This window comes from Polaribacter septentrionalilitoris, from assembly GCF_009832745.1.
In the GTDB taxonomy this organism is placed as follows: Bacteria; Bacteroidota; Bacteroidia; order Flavobacteriales; family Flavobacteriaceae; genus Polaribacter; species Polaribacter septentrionalilitoris.
In genome coordinates, this window is record NZ_VRMJ01000025.1 from 223,368 (window position 1) to 239,037 (window position 15,670).

17 protein-coding genes are annotated in these 15,670 nt (G+C 28.9%); 10 read left to right on the forward strand and 7 right to left on the reverse strand.

The features are described 5' to 3' along the window. Window positions 1–33: 33 nt before the first annotated feature. The 7 genes from proB to FP421_RS05560 form a co-directional block, all read right to left on the reverse strand. Window positions 34–798 (reverse strand): glutamate 5-kinase, encoded by a 765-nt coding sequence (gene proB, locus FP421_RS05530; protein WP_159948393.1) that lies wholly within the window; start codon window positions 796–798, stop codon window positions 34–36. 1 nt (window position 799) lies between these two features. Continuing rightward, window positions 800–1,993 carry a glutamate-5-semialdehyde dehydrogenase gene (locus tag FP421_RS05535; protein ID WP_159948395.1) on the reverse strand — a complete coding sequence of 398 codons (1,194 nt, stop codon included), beginning with the start codon at window positions 1,991–1,993 and terminating at the stop codon, window positions 800–802. Window positions 1,994–2,050: 57 nt separating this feature from the next. Next, window positions 2,051–3,181 (reverse strand): aspartate aminotransferase family protein, encoded by a 1,131-nt coding sequence (locus FP421_RS05540; protein WP_159948397.1) that lies wholly within the window; start codon window positions 3,179–3,181, stop codon window positions 2,051–2,053. Between the two features lie 33 nt (window positions 3,182–3,214). Next, entirely contained in the window at window positions 3,215–4,009 is a 795-nt protein-coding gene (gene proC, locus FP421_RS05545; RefSeq protein ID WP_159948399.1) for a pyrroline-5-carboxylate reductase, read from the reverse strand. Between the two features lie 80 nt (window positions 4,010–4,089). Continuing rightward, the gene (argC, locus tag FP421_RS05550) at window positions 4,090–5,070 is read right to left on the reverse strand and encodes an N-acetyl-gamma-glutamyl-phosphate reductase (protein ID WP_159948401.1); all 981 of its coding nucleotides are present in this window, start codon (window positions 5,068–5,070) and stop codon (window positions 4,090–4,092) included. A gap of 16 nt (window positions 5,071–5,086) precedes the next feature. Next, window positions 5,087–6,265 (reverse strand): argininosuccinate synthase, encoded by a 1,179-nt coding sequence (locus tag FP421_RS05555; RefSeq protein WP_159948403.1) that lies wholly within the window; start codon window positions 6,263–6,265, stop codon window positions 5,087–5,089. Next, window positions 6,262–6,879 carry a GNAT family N-acetyltransferase gene (locus tag FP421_RS05560; protein ID WP_159948405.1) on the reverse strand — a complete coding sequence of 206 codons (618 nt, stop codon included), beginning with the start codon at window positions 6,877–6,879 and terminating at the stop codon, window positions 6,262–6,264. The genes FP421_RS05555 and FP421_RS05560 overlap by 4 nt, the downstream gene beginning before the upstream one ends. Window positions 6,880–7,472: 593 nt before the next feature. Between FP421_RS05560 and FP421_RS05565 the strand changes: the two genes are divergently transcribed. The 10 genes from FP421_RS05565 to FP421_RS05615 all read left to right on the forward strand — a co-directional run bounded on the left by FP421_RS05565 (window position 7,473) and on the right by FP421_RS05615 (window position 15,567). Further along, window positions 7,473–7,886 (forward strand): DUF2141 domain-containing protein, encoded by a 414-nt coding sequence (locus tag FP421_RS05565; protein WP_159948407.1) that lies wholly within the window; start codon window positions 7,473–7,475, stop codon window positions 7,884–7,886. 38 nt (window positions 7,887–7,924) lie between these two features. Continuing rightward, window positions 7,925–9,286, forward strand: coding sequence for a 2TM domain-containing protein (locus FP421_RS05570; RefSeq protein ID WP_159948409.1), 1,362 nt, complete (start codon window positions 7,925–7,927; stop codon window positions 9,284–9,286). Further along, a complete protein-coding gene (locus FP421_RS05575) occupies window positions 9,286–9,606 on the forward strand; it encodes a 2TM domain-containing protein (RefSeq protein ID WP_159948411.1) in 321 nt (106 codons plus the stop codon). The genes FP421_RS05570 and FP421_RS05575 overlap by 1 nt, the downstream gene beginning before the upstream one ends. Next, the gene (locus FP421_RS05580; RefSeq protein ID WP_159948413.1) at window positions 9,606–9,896 is read left to right on the forward strand and encodes a 2TM domain-containing protein; all 291 of its coding nucleotides are present in this window, start codon (window positions 9,606–9,608) and stop codon (window positions 9,894–9,896) included. Before FP421_RS05575 ends, FP421_RS05580 begins: the two co-directional genes overlap by 1 nt. Window position 9,897: 1 nt before the next feature. Then, complete coding sequence (locus FP421_RS15200; RefSeq protein ID WP_236548046.1) at window positions 9,898–10,488, forward strand: 2TM domain-containing protein; 591 nt, start codon at window positions 9,898–9,900, stop codon at window positions 10,486–10,488. Between the two features lies 1 nt (window position 10,489). Next, window positions 10,490–10,825, forward strand: a complete 336-nt coding sequence (locus FP421_RS05595) for a 2TM domain-containing protein (RefSeq protein WP_159948415.1) — start codon at window positions 10,490–10,492, stop codon at window positions 10,823–10,825. 116 nt (window positions 10,826–10,941) lie between these two features. After that, on the forward strand, window positions 10,942–11,697 hold the full coding sequence (locus FP421_RS05600) for a LytR/AlgR family response regulator transcription factor (RefSeq protein WP_159948417.1): 756 nt from the start codon (window positions 10,942–10,944) through the stop codon (window positions 11,695–11,697). Between the two features lie 230 nt (window positions 11,698–11,927). Continuing rightward, window positions 11,928–12,833, forward strand: coding sequence for an ABC transporter ATP-binding protein (locus FP421_RS05605; RefSeq protein ID WP_159948419.1), 906 nt, complete (start codon window positions 11,928–11,930; stop codon window positions 12,831–12,833). Between the two features lie 5 nt (window positions 12,834–12,838). Then, window positions 12,839–15,058, forward strand: a complete 2,220-nt coding sequence (locus tag FP421_RS05610) for an ABC transporter permease (protein WP_159948421.1) — start codon at window positions 12,839–12,841, stop codon at window positions 15,056–15,058. Between the two features lie 38 nt (window positions 15,059–15,096). Then, the gene (locus tag FP421_RS05615; protein WP_159948423.1) at window positions 15,097–15,567 is read left to right on the forward strand and encodes a class I SAM-dependent methyltransferase; all 471 of its coding nucleotides are present in this window, start codon (window positions 15,097–15,099) and stop codon (window positions 15,565–15,567) included. Window positions 15,568–15,670: the final 103 nt, after the last annotated feature.

A 15,670-nucleotide genomic window follows, 5' to 3' on the forward strand; every position in this document is an offset into this window, starting at 1 on the left:
TTTCAGGTTTTTAAAACCTGAAAGGTTTAATTATTATTTTATTTTAGTAAACGGAACTTTATTTTCAAAGGCATTTGCAATAAAATCATCTTCTAATCCATTTACAATCCAAGTTTCTATGTTTGCTTTTTTAGCTAATGCTGCTGCTGCTATTTTAGATTGCATACCACCACTACCATGAGACGATTTTGAATTGACAACTTCATTTTTTAATCCTTCAAAATCTGTAACATCTTCAATGGTTTTAGGATTGTTATTTATGATGGATTCTTTGGTGTAAATACCATTGGTATTGGTAGCGATAATCAACAAATCTACATCTAATAAAGAAGCTGTTAATGCTGCTAATTTATCGTTATCACCAAATTTAATTTCATCAGTGGCAACAGTATCATTCTCATTGATGATTGGAATGTAATTGTTGTTCACTAAAACGTTAATGGTGTTTACAATATTTGTTTTACTTTCCTTTTTTTCAAAATCTGAATAGGAGAGGAGACATTGCGAACTTAACAAACCGTACTCTCTAAAAATCTCTTGATATATTCTGATTAAATGAGGCTGACCAATTGATGCTAAAGCTTGTTTTACAAAAACTTCCTCTTGTTTACTTTCTAATTTTACAAACTGTTTTGCTACTGCAATTGCACCTGAACTCACAATAATAAATTCGCAAGTATCTTTGAGTTTTGCAATCTGATTTGCAATATCTTCAATTTTTCCTCTTGAGATATTATTGGTTTCTTTGGTTAGCGTATTTGAACCAATTTTTAGTAATATGCGTTTCTTTTTTTGCATGTTATCTTATTTGTCCATTTCCGTGAATATACCATTTGTTCGTAACTAAATGTTGTAAACCTATTGGGCCACGTTGATGTAATTTATCAGTACTAATGGCTAATTCACCACCCAAACCTAATTGACCTCCATCTGTAAAACGAGTGGAAGCGTTGTGATACACAGCTGCAGTATCTACATTTTCCATAAATAATTTAGCCTCTTCATCATTTTTTGTAATTATTGATGATGAATGTCCACCAGAAAACTTGTTAATCTTTTCAATTGCGGCTGAGTTTGATGAAATTGTACCCACCACAATTTTATAATCTAAAAACTCTTCATGCCAAACTGAATCAGATTCAATTTGATTTAAATTGTAATTTTTAGCTATAATTTCATCACCTAAAATAGTAATATTAGCTTCTTTTAGTTTGCTGATTAACAGATTGATGAAGTCTTTTTTATTTGTTAGGTTTTTATCAATAAGAACTTTATCAACAGCATTACAAGCAGAAATTTTTGACTTCCCGTTTAAGATGACATCAATAGCGATGTCTAAATCAGCCTCTTTTTCTACAAATACAAAGTTGTTTCCACGTCCGCTAATAATTACAGGACAAGTAGCATGTTGTTTTACAAAAGCAATTAATTTTTCTCCACCTCTTGGTACAATTAAATCTACCTTCTGAGTTGGTTTTTCTAAAAATGCTTGTGTTTCTGTTCTGTTAAATTGTAAATATGTTACCCAATTTGTAGACGCATTATGTTTTTGTAATGCTTTGTGCCATAAATCGACAATTTTTAAATTAGATTGTAAAGATTCTTTGCCACCTTTTAGTAAAATTTTATTTCCAGATTTAAAAGCAATTCCAGCAGCTTCAACTGTAACATCTGGTCTAGATTCGTAAATAATTAAAACAGTACCAAAAGAGGCAGTTTTATTATACACTTGCATTCCGTTTTCGTGTTGAAAACTAAAACGTTCTACACCTACAGGATCTGCTTGAGATGCCAAATGTTTAGCTGCAGCAATCATTTCATCAACTTTAGCATTTGTAACTTTTAAACGATCAAACATCGAAATATCATCACCTTTGTAAGCTTCTAAATCTTTTTTGTTGATGCTAATCAATTCAGCTCTATTGGCTTCCAAAAGTTCTGCCATGGTAAGCAAAACATTATTTCTTGTTTCTATGGATAGTAAGGTATTCATTATTTTATTGTTAATATCGACTTCGACAGGATCGATCAGTCTGACATTTTTATTTTGTTAATGATTTAAAGCGTCTATTAATGCTTCGAAAAATTGATTGATATGATCTTTTTTTACCGTTAATGGAGGTAAAATTCGCAATAACTTTTTATTAGCTGCACCACCTGTAAAAATGTGGTAATCGTAAATTAGTTTTTTTCTTAAATCACCAACTTCAAAATCAAATTCTAGCCCTAACATTAAGCCTTTTCCTTTAATGTTTTTTATCTGAGGAATGGTTCTTGCAATTTTGATAAAATATTCAGAAATTTCATTCACATTCTCTATCAAGTTTTGTTCTTCAATTGCATTTAGAACAGATAAACCAGCAGCACAAGCCAAATGATTTCCACCAAATGTAGTTCCTAACATTCCGAATTTAGCTTCGATATTTGGGTGAATTAAAATACCGCCAATAGGAAAACCATTTCCCATTCCCTTTGCAATAGAAATGATATCTGGAGTAACATTATAATGCTGAAAAGCAAAGAATTTACCAGAACGTCCATAACCAGACTGTACTTCATCAGCAATAAATAGGGTGTTGTTAGCTTTACAAAGTTTATCAACTTGTTCGAAAAAATTGGCAGTTGCTTGATCTAAACCACCAACTCCTTGAATAAACTCAACAATCACAGCACAAACATCACCTTTTTCCAATTCTGTTTTTACGCTATCTATATCATTTAAATCTAGAATAGTTACTTTCTGTTGAGCATTGATTGGTGCAATTATATTTTTGTTATCAGTTGCAGCCACAGCAGCAGATGTACGTCCATGAAAACCATTAGTAAAAGCAATTACTCTTGATTTATCAGTTTTAAAAGAGGCTAGTTTTAAGGCATTTTCATTGGCTTCTGCTCCAGAGTTACATAAAAATAATTCGTAATCTTCACAGCCAGAAAGCGATTCAATTTTATCCGCTAATTTTTTTTGTAAAGGATTCTGAATAGCGTTTGAGTAAAATCCTAATTTAGAAACTTGTTTGGTGATTGCTTCGACATATTTTGGATGAGCGTGACCAATAGAAATAACAGCATGACCACCATATAAGTCTAAATATTCAGTTTTATTTTCATCGTAAACATAGACTCCTTTTGCTTTTACAGGAGTTACATCATACAAAGGATACACGTTAAACAAAGGCATAATTATAGGTTTTGTTTGATTAATTCTTTTTCTTTAGTTTGTTTTTATTTGATTGATTTTTTCAAATGAAGCATTAATCCCTTTGATTAAAGAAGAACTTAATCCTTGATGCTCCATTTCGTTTAAACCTTCAATAGTACATCCACTTGGAGTGGTTACTCTATCTATTTCTGCTTCTGGATGATTACCAGATTTTTTTAATAAAGTTGCAGCACCAAAACAGGTTTGCATTGCCAATTCGTGCGCTTCAGCAGCTTCAAATCCTAGTTGAATAGCACCTTGAGTTGTAGCTCTAATTAAACGCATCCAAAAAGCAATTCCGCTTGCACAAATAACTGTTGCAGCTTGTAATTGTTCTTCAGGAATTTCCATAGAAACACCTAAGCTATTAAAAATAGTTTTTGCCAATTCTATTTGTTCTTTTCCTTTTGAATTTGGAGAAAGACAGGTCATAGATTGACGAACAGATGCAGCAGTATTTGGCATTGCTCTAACTATGGCGTGTTTAGCACCAATAATATTTTCTATTTTCCCAATAGAATATCCTGTAGCAACAGAAATAATCAACTGATTTTTACGAAGTAAATATTTTACATTTTCTAAGATTTTACTCAGATGTTTTGGTTGAACAGCAAAAATGATAATATCAGCATTATCAACAGCAAAAGTATTATCTGCAGTTAATGTAACTTCTTTATATTTTTTAAAACTACTTAAAGATTCTGTATTTCTTTTTGTTAAATACAAAGCACTTACTGCTTTTTTAGACAATAATCCTTTTGCGATAGATTGCCCTAAACTTCCTGCTCCAATAATTGCTACTTTCATAAGTATTAGTTTTGGGTTGATGGTTTTTTGTTGTTAGGTATCGTATCTATTAACAAACCACAAAAACCATCAACTAAATTTTAAAAATAATTTGCTTTTAAATTTAATCCTAAATTTTCTTCAAAGCCATACATTAAATTCATGTTTTGAATGGCTTGACCAGATGCTCCTTTTAGTAAATTATCTATTGTACTTGTTATTAGTAATTTATTTCCGTGTTTTTCTAACTGAACCAAACATTTATTTGTATTCACTACTTGCTTCATATGAATAGGGTCATCAGAAACAAAAGTAAATGCAGCATCTTTATAAAACGTTTTATAGATTTTCTGTGCATTTTCAATAGAACCTTCAAATTTTGTATAGGTTGTTGCAAAAATCCCTCTTGAGAAATTCCCTCTATTTGGCATAAAGTTAATTTCTGAATTAAAATCTGATTGTAATTGATGTACAGTTTGATTAATTTCTCCTAAATGTTGATGTGCAAAAGCCTTATAATGCGAAAAGTTATTATCTCTCCACGTAAAATGAGTGGTTTTTGATAATGATGTTCCTGCACCTGTTGCGCCTGTTACAGCATTGATGTGAACATCATTTTTTAATAATCCGTTTGCCGCTAAAGGTAAAATAGCCAATTGTAAAGCGGTTGCAAAACAACCAGGATTTGCTATATATTTAGTGTTTTTTATGGCTTCTTTTTGCAATTCAGGTAAACCATACACAAATTCCTTATCATCTAAAATTCGATCCGCAGTTAATCTAAAATCATTGCTTAAATCAATAATTTTTGTGTTTTCAGAAAAACTATTTTCTTTCAAAAAAGCAGTAGAATTTCCATGACCCAAACACAAGAATAAAACATCTACATCAACGTTGATTTCTTGAGTAAATTCCATTTCAGTTGAACCAATTAAATCTTGATGGACTTTATAGATTTTGTTTCCTGCATTGGAAGTGCTGTACACAAAATTAATGTTGGTTTTTGGGTGATTTAACAACAACCTGATTAATTCACCAGCTGTGTAACCAGCACCACCTATAATTCCTACTTCTAATTTCATTGTGTAATTGTTTAACTTATTTATTATTTACTTGCTGATAAATTTTATTCTGATTTCCTAAAATCTTAATAAAACCTTTGGCATCATCTGCTGTCCAAGCTTTATTTTCTTCTCCGTAAGTACTAAATTTACTCGACATTAAATCGTGCTCTGAAACAATTCCGTCTAAAGAAAAATGATATGGTTTCAACGTAACTACAACATCACCAGAAACCATTTTTTGAGAATTTTGTAAAAAGGCTTCAATATCTCTCATTACAGGATCTAAATATTGGCCTTCGTGTAAATGCATTCCGTAAAAACTAGATAAATATTCTTTGTGTTGTAATTGCCATTTAGTTAAGGTATGTTTTTCTAATAAATGATGTGCTTTTACAGTAATTAAAGCAGCAGCAGCTTCAAAACCAACTCTACCTTTTGTACCTACAATTGTATCACCTACATGAATATCTCTACCAATTGCAAACTTAGAAGCGATATTATTTAAGTTTTCTATATTGATTTCAGGTGTATTTTCTTCGCCATTTAAAGCTACAAATTCACCATTTTTAAAAGTTATGGTTACTTTTTCTTCACCTTCTTTTTCTAATTGAGAAGGATAAGCTTCATTAGGTAAAGGTTTCTCTGATTTTAAAGTTTCTACACCACCAACACTAGTACCCCAAAGTCCTTTGTTTACAGAATATTTTGATTTTTCCCAAGGCATATCAATTCCTTCAGATTTTAAATAATCAATTTCTTCTTGTCTTGTTAATTTTTGGTCTCTAATAGGTGTAATAATATTAATTCCTGGTGCTAAGGTTTGAAAAATCATATCAAAACGTACTTGATCATTTCCTGCACCAGTACTTCCGTGAGCAATATATTCTGCCCCAATACTTTTTGCATATTCCACTATTTCTATAGCTTGAATAATTCTCTCAGCACTAACAGATAAAGGGTATGTAGCATTTTTTAATACATTTCCAAAAATCAAATATTTTACAACTTTAGTATAAAACGTAGGTACTGCATTGATGTTTTTATAGGTAGCCACACCCATTTTATAGGCATTACTTTCTATGTGATTGATTTCTTCTTTTGTAAATCCACCTGTATTTACGCTTACAGCATGAACTTCATATTCTTTGGATAAACTTACTGCACAGTATGAGGTATCTAATCCGCCACTATATGCAATTACTAATTTTTTCATTTTTTATCTTTTTTTAAAAACAACGCTTGTTTTATTCTCTTTAATCTATTGAATGTTTTTACTTTTATTGGTGTTTTTTCTTGTTCTTCTTTTTTATTTGGATCAAATAACATACCTGTACATAAACACATTTTTCTATTAGTTCTTGTTAAAACGTCGTAGTTTTTACAAGTTTGGCAACCATTCCAAAATGTTTGATCATCTGTTAATTCAGAAAAAGTAACGGGTTTGTAACCTAAATCGCTATTTAATTTCATTACAGGCAATCCTGTGGTAATACTAAAAACTTTTGCATCTGGATATTTATTTCTAGAATGCTCAAAAATTTTGTGTTTTATTTTTTTAGCTAATCCTTTTCCTCTATAATCAGGATGAACAATTAAACCAGAATTAGCGACAAATTTTCCATGTCCCCATTTTTCGATATAACAAAAACCTGCAAACTCTCCTTTATCTAGAGCAATTACAGCATTTCCGTTTAATATTTTTGCAGAAACATATTCAGGTGTTCTTTTTGCAATCCCTGTACCTCTAACTTGAGCAGAGTCTGCAATTGTATCGCAGATGATTTCTGCGTATTTTGTATGTGATTCATTTGCAATTACAACTTCCATTGAATTACGTTTTTATTTTTTTAATATGAAAAGACTTGTTGTTGAAAGCGGAATTGGACACACCTAACTCCATAATTATATACATACCCTTACGGGCGGCGAAAATTTAGACGTCGCAAAGAAATATCATTACTACTTATGGTAGTTTGATTTTGGTTGACGTTAAAATTAGTATTGAAGTACATTGAATAAAAATAAAAATAGAGTAATTAAAATAGTATGCTAAATCTAGTATTAGCGAAACCTCCTGCGTAAGCGCAAGCTGGGAACTATCATATATGTTTTATTCTTTGAAGTTATCATCGGGTGTAAATGTATATATTTTTTGGTTTCTATTGCTATAACAATAATACTTTTTGATGACTTTTATGAAAAATTAACGAAATTCAATATTTCGTTATAAATTTAATATTAAAATATAATTTATTTCCATATTTATCAATAAATAATTGCTGGAAATCACTTGGCTTTATCAATTTAACACGTCTTTTTACAATTCATCCTAAAAAAGATACAGTTCGGTATTCTTTAATTTAGAAAATTATATTCTGATTGCATATTTGTACCATCAATAACAATAAAAACTTATACTTATGAAACTTATCGTAGCAATTTTAGCAACAACACTGTTATTTATTACAAACTCAATAACAGCTCAAAACAAATCAATAACTGCAACTGTAGTAAATGTAACCTCAGATTCTGGTAAAGTAGGCTTTGCTTTATATAATAAAGTAACTTTTATGAAAACTCCCATAAAATCTAAGGAAGCAAAAATAGTTGAAGGAAAAAGTACTGTAACTTTCGAAAACTTAATTCCTGGAGAATATGCAATTATCTGTTATCATGATAAAAATGATAATGACAAAATGGATTTTGAATCAAATGGAATGCCTAAAGAGGATTACGGTGCTTCTAATAATGTAATGTCTTTTGGACCTCCTCAATATAATGATGCTAAAATTGTATTGAATGATAAAAACTTGTCAATAGATATTAGATTTTAGTAAATTAGTCCGTATTATTAAAAGATAACAAATAGATAATGAACAACCAAGATATATATACCATCAAAAGTTTTAAAAAAGGAGCAATTTTATGCTTAAAAATTACACTGATTTTTGCAGTTGTTTTTGGAATTGTCTTTGGGCAGCGAACTCTTGAAGGGATTTTATGGTCTTTCATTATTTCTGGAATGTATTCTTTAGGTTTAGGTTTAGGAAATGGCGTTATCAATAATTATTTATCAAAAAAGTGGGATTGGATTACACAAACCAATCAGAGAGTTTGGGCAGGTATTATTGCAACAATTTTGTACACAGTTCCTGTTGTTTTAGCGATTGATTATGTGGTTTTTATTATCATCAATAATAATGATGCAGCTAATTTTTTTAGTGGTAATTTTTTATGGGTCCATTTGTTTTATATCATTCTTTCTCTAGGAATATCAACATTCTTGCACGCAAGAGGTTTTATGAAAAACTGGAAGTCTGCAATGACTAAAGAAACCACAAAACAAGAAATTGTAGCTAAAACAGAAACTGCAAAATTTGAATCCTTAAAAAATCAATTAGATCCACATTTTTTATTCAATAGTTTAAATGTATTAACAAGTTTAATTGGTGAAAACCCAAATCAAGCAGAAAAATTTACAACCAAACTCTCTAAAGTGTATAGATATGTTTTAGAGCAAAGAAATAAAGATTTGGTTCCAATTCAAGAAGAATTACAATTTGCAAAAACATATATGCAATTGTTAGGAATGCGTTTTGAAGATGCGATACAATTTAATATTCCTGATAGTGTGAGTGATGGAGATTTAAAAATGGTGCCACTTTCATTACAACTATTATTAGAGAATGCCGTAAAACACAATGTGGTTTCATCCTCTAAGCCATTAGTGATATCAATTTATGAGGAAAATAATCATTTGATTATTGAAAACAATGTCAATCCGAAAGAAGCAATAGGGAAAAGCACAAAAGTAGGCCTACAAAATATTGCTGATAGATACGGATTAATAACAGATAGACCTGTTAAAATAGAAAATAACAACACAACTTTTAAGGTGAGTTTACCTCTCCTTTATAAAATGAACAATATTATGTACTCAGACGATTTAGAAAATAGCAAATATGTAAAAGCAGTAGAAAGGGTTGAGAAACTGAAAGAATTTTATCAGAATTTAGCTTCTTACTGTTTAGTAATTCCATTTTTAATATTTATTAACTTAAGATTTTCACCACAATTTCACTGGTTTTGGTTTCCAATATTTGGATGGGGAATGGGATTAGTATTCCACTTCTTAGAAGTAAATAATTACAATATCTTCTTGGGTAAAAACTGGGAAGACAAAAAGATTAAAGAATTAATGGATAAAGAAAATCAACAAAAAAGATCACGATAATGGAAACTAAATTTACAAAAGAACAACAATATATATTGGCTCGAAAAAGAGTAGAGAAAATTAGTAAATTTTATAAGCACCTTGCAATTTATGTAGTAGTAAACATTTTTTTAAGCGCCATTTTTATTGTGGGTGACATGAATGATGGTTTCACGTTTAAAGAAGCTTTTACAGATTACCATAATTATAAAATTTGGTTGTACTGGGGAATTGGAATTGTTTTTCAAGCATTAAATACTTTTGGAATCAACTTTATTTTTAACAAAGATTGGGAAGAAAGAAAAGTAAAAGAATATATGAACAATCAAAATAGAAGATAATGGAATCAAATTTTGAAAGAGAGCATCGCTATTTAAAAGCCCAAAAAAGAGTAAAAGAAATTAAAGGCTTTTATACTCACTTAGCAGTGTATTGCTTTGTAATACCTGTCATTATCTTTGTAAACTTAAAATTTGTACCACAATTTCATTGGTTTTGGTTTTCAGTTTTGGGTTGGGGATTAGGGTTGTTTTTCCATTGGTTAGGCGTTTTTGGTTTTAACTTATTAGGATTTGGAAAAAACTGGGAAGAAAGAAAGATTAAAGAATTCATGAACGAAAAAAACTCCTAAAATGGAATCAAGAACTATAAATCATCATTTTAATTATATCGTACAAAAGGAGATTAAAGACATTAAAGGATTTTACACGCACTTTATTGCATCCTTTTTAATTTTACCTTTTATAGTATTCATAAACCTACAAACAGTACCACAATTTCATTGGTTTTGGTACGCAATTATAGCTTGGTGTATTGGGTTAATAATTCATTGGGTAAATGTATTCGCATTCTCCAAAATGAGTTTTAAAAAAGATTGGGAACAGAATAAGATCAAAGAATATTCTAATATGAATCTTAAAGAAGATGGTAGTGTAGATAGTGAAAAATACATCCAAGAAAAATATTACCTAAAAGCCAAAAAACAAACAGAAGAAATAAAAAATTTTTACATTCATCTAATTGTAACGGTATTCACTTTTCCTATAATTCTGTATGTAAATCTAAAATTTGTTCCAAGTTTTCATTTTTTCTGGTTTGCTTTAGGAGGAATGATCATTGCCTTATTTTTTAATTGGTTAGGCGTTTTTGGATTTGATTATTTAGGGTTAGGAAAACAATGGGAAGAAAGAAAAACAAAAGAAATACTTAAAAAATATCAATAAAATGCAACAAGATTTTAGACAAGAACAGAACTATATAAAAGCCAAAAAAAGGGTAAAAGATATTAAAGGGTTTTATATTCATTTAACAGTATATATCATTATTAATATCTTTATTAGCGGAGTTATTATCTATGGTTTAATGGTAAGTGGTGATTCTTTTACAGAAGCATTTTCTAACTTCGGAGTGTATTCTACATGGTTGTTTTGGGGAATAGGAATGTTTTTTCACTGGTTAGGAGTTTTCGGATTTAAATCTATAGGATTTGGTAGAGATTGGGAGGAAAGAAAGATTAAAGAAATGATGGAAAAAGATGATGAGAAAAAAAGATTGAGGTAGTGAGTATTAAGAATGAAGAATGAAGAATTAAGTATTAAGATTTTTCCTTAAATATTTTGTTACTTTTATATTTTTGATATTCAATTAACAACAACCAACAACCAACAACTAAATAAATGAACGTACTAATTATTGAAGATGAAAAACCAGCAGCAAGAAGACTAAACAGAATGTTGGCAGAATTGGATATTGAAGTGCAACAAATGCTACATTCTGTAGAAGAATCGTTAAATTGGTTGCAGAACAATCCACATCCAGATTTAATATTTCTCGATATTCAATTGTCAGACGGATTATCATTCGAAATTTTTGAAGAAATAGAAGTAAAATCAGCCATAATATTTACCACTGCTTATGATGAGTATGCTTTAAAAGCCTTCAAACTAAACTCTATTGATTATCTTTTAAAACCAATTGACGACGATGAATTAGAAGCCGCTGTAAATCAATTTAAAAAACAACAACCAGCACAATCTGATGTTCAGGTAAATTTAGATGATATTAGAAAATTATTAATAAACCCTGTAGACCGTAAGTTTAAAAAACGATTATCCATCAAGGTAGGGCAACATATTAAGATAATTCATATAGATGAAATAGAATGCTTTTACAGCGAGAATAAATCTACCTATATACATACTAAAGAAAATAGAAATTATTTGTTAGACAATTCTTTAGAAAATTGGCAAGAACAATTAGATCCAGAACACTTTTTTAGAGTCAACCGAACTTATATTGTGCATATCAATGCCATAAAAGACATTATTGCCTATTCAAATTCTCGATTAAAATTAATTTTAAATTCTTACAGCGAAAACGAAATTATTGTAAGTAGAGAGCGAGTAAAAGACTTCAAAAATTGGATTGATTAGTATTTAGTTTTAAAGTTTAGAGTTTAGGGAATTAATGAATATGAACAATGTCAAACTGAGCTTGTCGAAGTTTTTTTATCAAATACTATTACTTACCTATTAAAATAATTTCCTATTTAGGTTTTTACACTTTATATAATAAAAATCAAATATTTACGTAATACTTTTATTAATTATTTATCCTATTTTATTGGATATAATAGTACATTTACAATCAAATTAGTATTGCTATGACTGACTTTGTAATTAAGACAGAAAATTTATCATTTTCATATTCCAAGAAAAAACAAGCCTTAAAAAACGTAAATATAAATGTACCTAAAGGTTCAATTTATGGTTTTTTGGGACCAAATGGTGCAGGTAAATCTACTACGATGCAATTGTTAACCGGTATTTTACCAAATAAAGAAAACAATATTTTTGTTTTTGGTGATGTACTTAGCAATCAAATTCCATCCATTTTTTCTAAAATTGGAGCTTTGGTGGAATCGCCAAGTTTGTATTTACACTTGTCTGCAACAGACAATTTACGATGTATAACACAACTCAAAGAAATTTCTGAAACTAAAATACCAGAAGTATTAGAATTGGTTGGGTTAAGTAAAAATGCAAACGAAAAAGTAAAACAGTTTTCTTTAGGAATGAAACAACGTTTGGCAATAGCGATGACCTTGTTGGGTGAACCAGAATTATTACTGTTAGACGAGCCTGTAAATGGTTTAGATCCAACAGGAATGTCTGATGTTAGAGAATTACTGATAAAATTAAATAAACAAAAAGGAATTACCGTTTTTATTTCTAGCCACTTGTTATCAGAAATTGAAAAAATGTGTACGCATATTGGAATTATCAACCAAGGTGAAATTCGTTTTGAAGGTACTATGGATGCTCTTTCTAAAAGAGGAGGACAGTGTAATATTTTGATAGAAACTTCGCATTTAAAAAAACATATAGAATTGCTTAAACAAGCATATTCTTCTTTAAAAACAGAAAGTGAAAACATATTTAAAATCAGCTTAAAAAGTAAAGAAGACATTCCTGAAGTATCAAAATTTATGATTCAAAATAATATTCCTATTTATCAATTAAAAATTGAAGAAGGATTGGAAGAGTGGTTTTTATCGTTAACAAAGTAATGGCTATGAAAAATTATATAACAGATTTAAAAAAATCGATCCTTACAGAATTCATTAAAAAGAAACGCTCAGGTATTTTTATCGTAAGTTTTATAATCGGAATTATTTTTCCTTTAATTCTATTCGGAGTAAAAATTTACAAGCATATTACACAGGACAATGTTTATTTGGGCATTCCAAAAAATTATTATTTTGATGTTTTAAAAGACATCTTGCCTCCTTTTGCATATTTCTTTTTTCCTTTAATAATTATATACTGTGCTAGTAAAATTGCGCAAATAGATCATAAAAACAAAGGCTGGCACCTTATGGAAACCTTGCCTATAACTAAGTTTTCTTTATATTTTTCGAAATATATAGTGTTAATAATGGGTAATTTAATTGCTATTACTACTTTATTAGTATCAACATTTGTAGTTGTCTTTTTAGAGTCTATACTATTTGATTTACCTGTAGATAAAATTATTAGTTTTCCGTTTTTAGACTTTTTAGAAGTTGGTTTACGATTGTTTGTAATAAGCCTCTGCATTTCTGCATTACAATATGCAATGTCGGTTTTAATAGCTAGTTTTATTTGGCCTTTAATTATTGGTTTTATGTTGGTTATAATACCAACAATTTTATTCAGCTTTAAAATTGTATTAAATTGGTATCCTTACCAGTTTTTTCCTCATATCTCAAAATATCCAAAAGGTAGTGAATTTGGCTATTGGCTTACATATTCAGAAATTTTAAGTGTTATTTATACCGTTATTGCGTTATATATTGGCTTTAATTGGTATCGATTTAAAAAACTTTTCACAGCTTTTTCAACTCAAAACAAACGAATTTTTAAATTATTAGGAATTCTTTTTATAGGAGGGGTTTTAGTAAATAATTTATTAAAAACAAAACAGCAAAAACCACATGCAAAAACAATTGTACAGGGAAAAATAGCATCAAATAAACCAATTAAGAATGTTATGATTTTTGATATTGTAGCTGGTGATACTTTGGCTAAAATACCTGTAAAGAACAACGAATTTAAACAAGAAATCACGCAAGATATTAAAACTGATTTGTATGCGATTCAATTTGATAATTATGTTCAAAAAAGAATATATTTTGGAAATAATGATAGTTTAAATATATCGTTTCAATTATTTGGTACAAAAAATAAGTTTGAACTAAAAGGAACTCGATTTGCAGAAAACATACAATCGAATAAAAGAAGAAGTTATATCTCTTTTGGTTATTATTTAAAAAATAATTTACGTATTGATAATGAAGATTTTTATATGGATGGTATTTATGAAAATTGGCAAAAGAATTTAGATTTTATAGAATCTATTAAAACCGTTGATAATTATATACCAAGAAAAGACTACATAGATAGGCAAACAAAAATAGTAACCATACAATTTTTAAATTATTGGAAAGATTTTAAGAAAAAACGTAAAACTTTATTTCCTAATAAACCCTATGTAGTTAGTGATGGAATTAAAGAGTTAGAAAAAAATGTTTCTTTAAGAGACCCTAGTTTTTTGTCAGACAATAAGTATTTAGATTATATTTTAAAAGATTTAATTAGAGAAGATAATAGAGAAGTTGCACAAGAAGAAAAATTTTACACAGCCATTAATAAGTTAGATGCTGGTTTGTTTAAAGATAGAATATTGTACAGACAATTAATTAACAGTATGAATAGTGCAAAAAATAATAGTACTAGAGATTCTTTAATTGATAAATATGTAGGGAGTTTCGAAAAAGAAAGTTATAAGAAATTGATTTTAAATAAATTTAAAAATTACAATCGTTTGTCTAGAGGAGAAGTAGCTCCAAATTTTTTAGCTTACGATAGAAATGGAAAAGCTTATAACTTAAATAGTTTTAAAGGCAAACTTACGATTATAGATTTCTGGGCTTCTTGGTGTGGTCCTTGTAAAAGAGAAGATCCTTTTTATGAAAGAAAAGCATTAGCCTATAAAAATAAACCCATTCAGTTTATCTCTATGAATGTTGATGAAAATAAAGACGATTGGTTGATAGATATTAATAATAAAGGAAAGAGTATTTTACAATTAAGGGCTAAAAACATTAAAAAGATAAGAGAATCTTATGGTGTAAATGGTATTCCAAGATTTATTTTGATTGATGCAAATGGTAAATTTATAAGCTCTAATTTTACAAGACCCTCAAATAGCGTTTTTGACGAGTTGATGAAAATCTATCTTAAGAAAAAGTAAATAAATGTATTTATCCATATATTAAAAAAAACGAATACATGAGTAACAAGTATTATCACACTAAAAATTCTGTAGTAGAATATATTCAACTTTCAAAAGATGTAAATGGACAAAATTTAATTGAAAGATTAAAAGAATTTTTACCTCAAAAATCTACATTGTTAGAAATTGGTTCTGGTCCAGGTTCAGATTGGGAAATTTTAAATACAAATTACACCATAACAGGTTCAGATAATTCTCAAGAGTTTTTAAATCACCTATACACTAAATATCCAAAAGGTAAGTTTTTAGAATTAGATGCTTCTACATTAAATATTGATAAAAAATTTGATGGAATTTATTCAAATAAAGTATTACATCACCTTAATAATGACGAGTTAAGTAGCTCTATTAAAAACCAATTTAAAGTGTTAAATAATAGTGGGGTTATTTGTCACTCTTTCTGGACTGGAGAAGGGCAGAAATTTTTAAGGGCATGTTTGTCAATTATCATACTAAAAAAACAGTAAAAGCTTTTTTTGAAAATCATTTTGATATTCTATTATTAGAAAGCTATAAAGAGTTTGATGAAGATGATTCTTTCTTTTTAGTTGCCAAGAAAAAGAAATTGAA

Excerpts from the sequence above, each read along its gene's own strand:
- FP421_RS05615 (WP_159948423.1), top strand. The coding sequence starts at position 15,097 with ATGAGTAACAAGTATTATCACACTAAAAATTCTGTAGTAGAATATATT.
- FP421_RS05555 (WP_159948403.1), bottom strand. The coding sequence starts at position 6,265 with ATGAAAAAATTAGTAATTGCATATAGTGGCGGATTAGATACCTCATAC.
- FP421_RS05570 (WP_159948409.1), top strand. The coding sequence starts at position 7,925 with ATGAACAACCAAGATATATATACCATCAAAAGTTTTAAAAAAGGAGCA.
- FP421_RS05580 (WP_159948413.1), top strand. The coding sequence starts at position 9,606 with ATGGAATCAAATTTTGAAAGAGAGCATCGCTATTTAAAAGCCCAAAAA.
- FP421_RS05600 (WP_159948417.1), top strand. The coding sequence starts at position 10,942 with ATGAACGTACTAATTATTGAAGATGAAAAACCAGCAGCAAGAAGACTA.
- FP421_RS15200 (WP_236548046.1), top strand. The coding sequence starts at position 9,898 with ATGGAATCAAGAACTATAAATCATCATTTTAATTATATCGTACAAAAG.
- proC (WP_159948399.1), bottom strand. The coding sequence starts at position 4,009 with ATGAAAGTAGCAATTATTGGAGCAGGAAGTTTAGGGCAATCTATCGCA.
- FP421_RS05535 (WP_159948395.1), bottom strand. The coding sequence starts at position 1,993 with ATGAATACCTTACTATCCATAGAAACAAGAAATAATGTTTTGCTTACC.
- FP421_RS05595 (WP_159948415.1), top strand. The coding sequence starts at position 10,490 with ATGCAACAAGATTTTAGACAAGAACAGAACTATATAAAAGCCAAAAAA.
- FP421_RS05565 (WP_159948407.1), top strand. The coding sequence starts at position 7,473 with ATGAAACTTATCGTAGCAATTTTAGCAACAACACTGTTATTTATTACA.
- proB (WP_159948393.1), bottom strand. The coding sequence starts at position 798 with ATGCAAAAAAAGAAACGCATATTACTAAAAATTGGTTCAAATACGCTA.
- FP421_RS05605 (WP_159948419.1), top strand. The coding sequence starts at position 11,928 with ATGACTGACTTTGTAATTAAGACAGAAAATTTATCATTTTCATATTCC.
- FP421_RS05540 (WP_159948397.1), bottom strand. The coding sequence starts at position 3,181 with ATGCCTTTGTTTAACGTGTATCCTTTGTATGATGTAACTCCTGTAAAA.
- FP421_RS05610 (WP_159948421.1), top strand. The coding sequence starts at position 12,839 with ATGAAAAATTATATAACAGATTTAAAAAAATCGATCCTTACAGAATTC.
- FP421_RS05560 (WP_159948405.1), bottom strand. The coding sequence starts at position 6,879 with ATGGAAGTTGTAATTGCAAATGAATCACATACAAAATACGCAGAAATC.
- argC (WP_159948401.1), bottom strand. The coding sequence starts at position 5,070 with ATGAAATTAGAAGTAGGAATTATAGGTGGTGCTGGTTACACAGCTGGT.
- FP421_RS05575 (WP_159948411.1), top strand. The coding sequence starts at position 9,286 with ATGGAAACTAAATTTACAAAAGAACAACAATATATATTGGCTCGAAAA.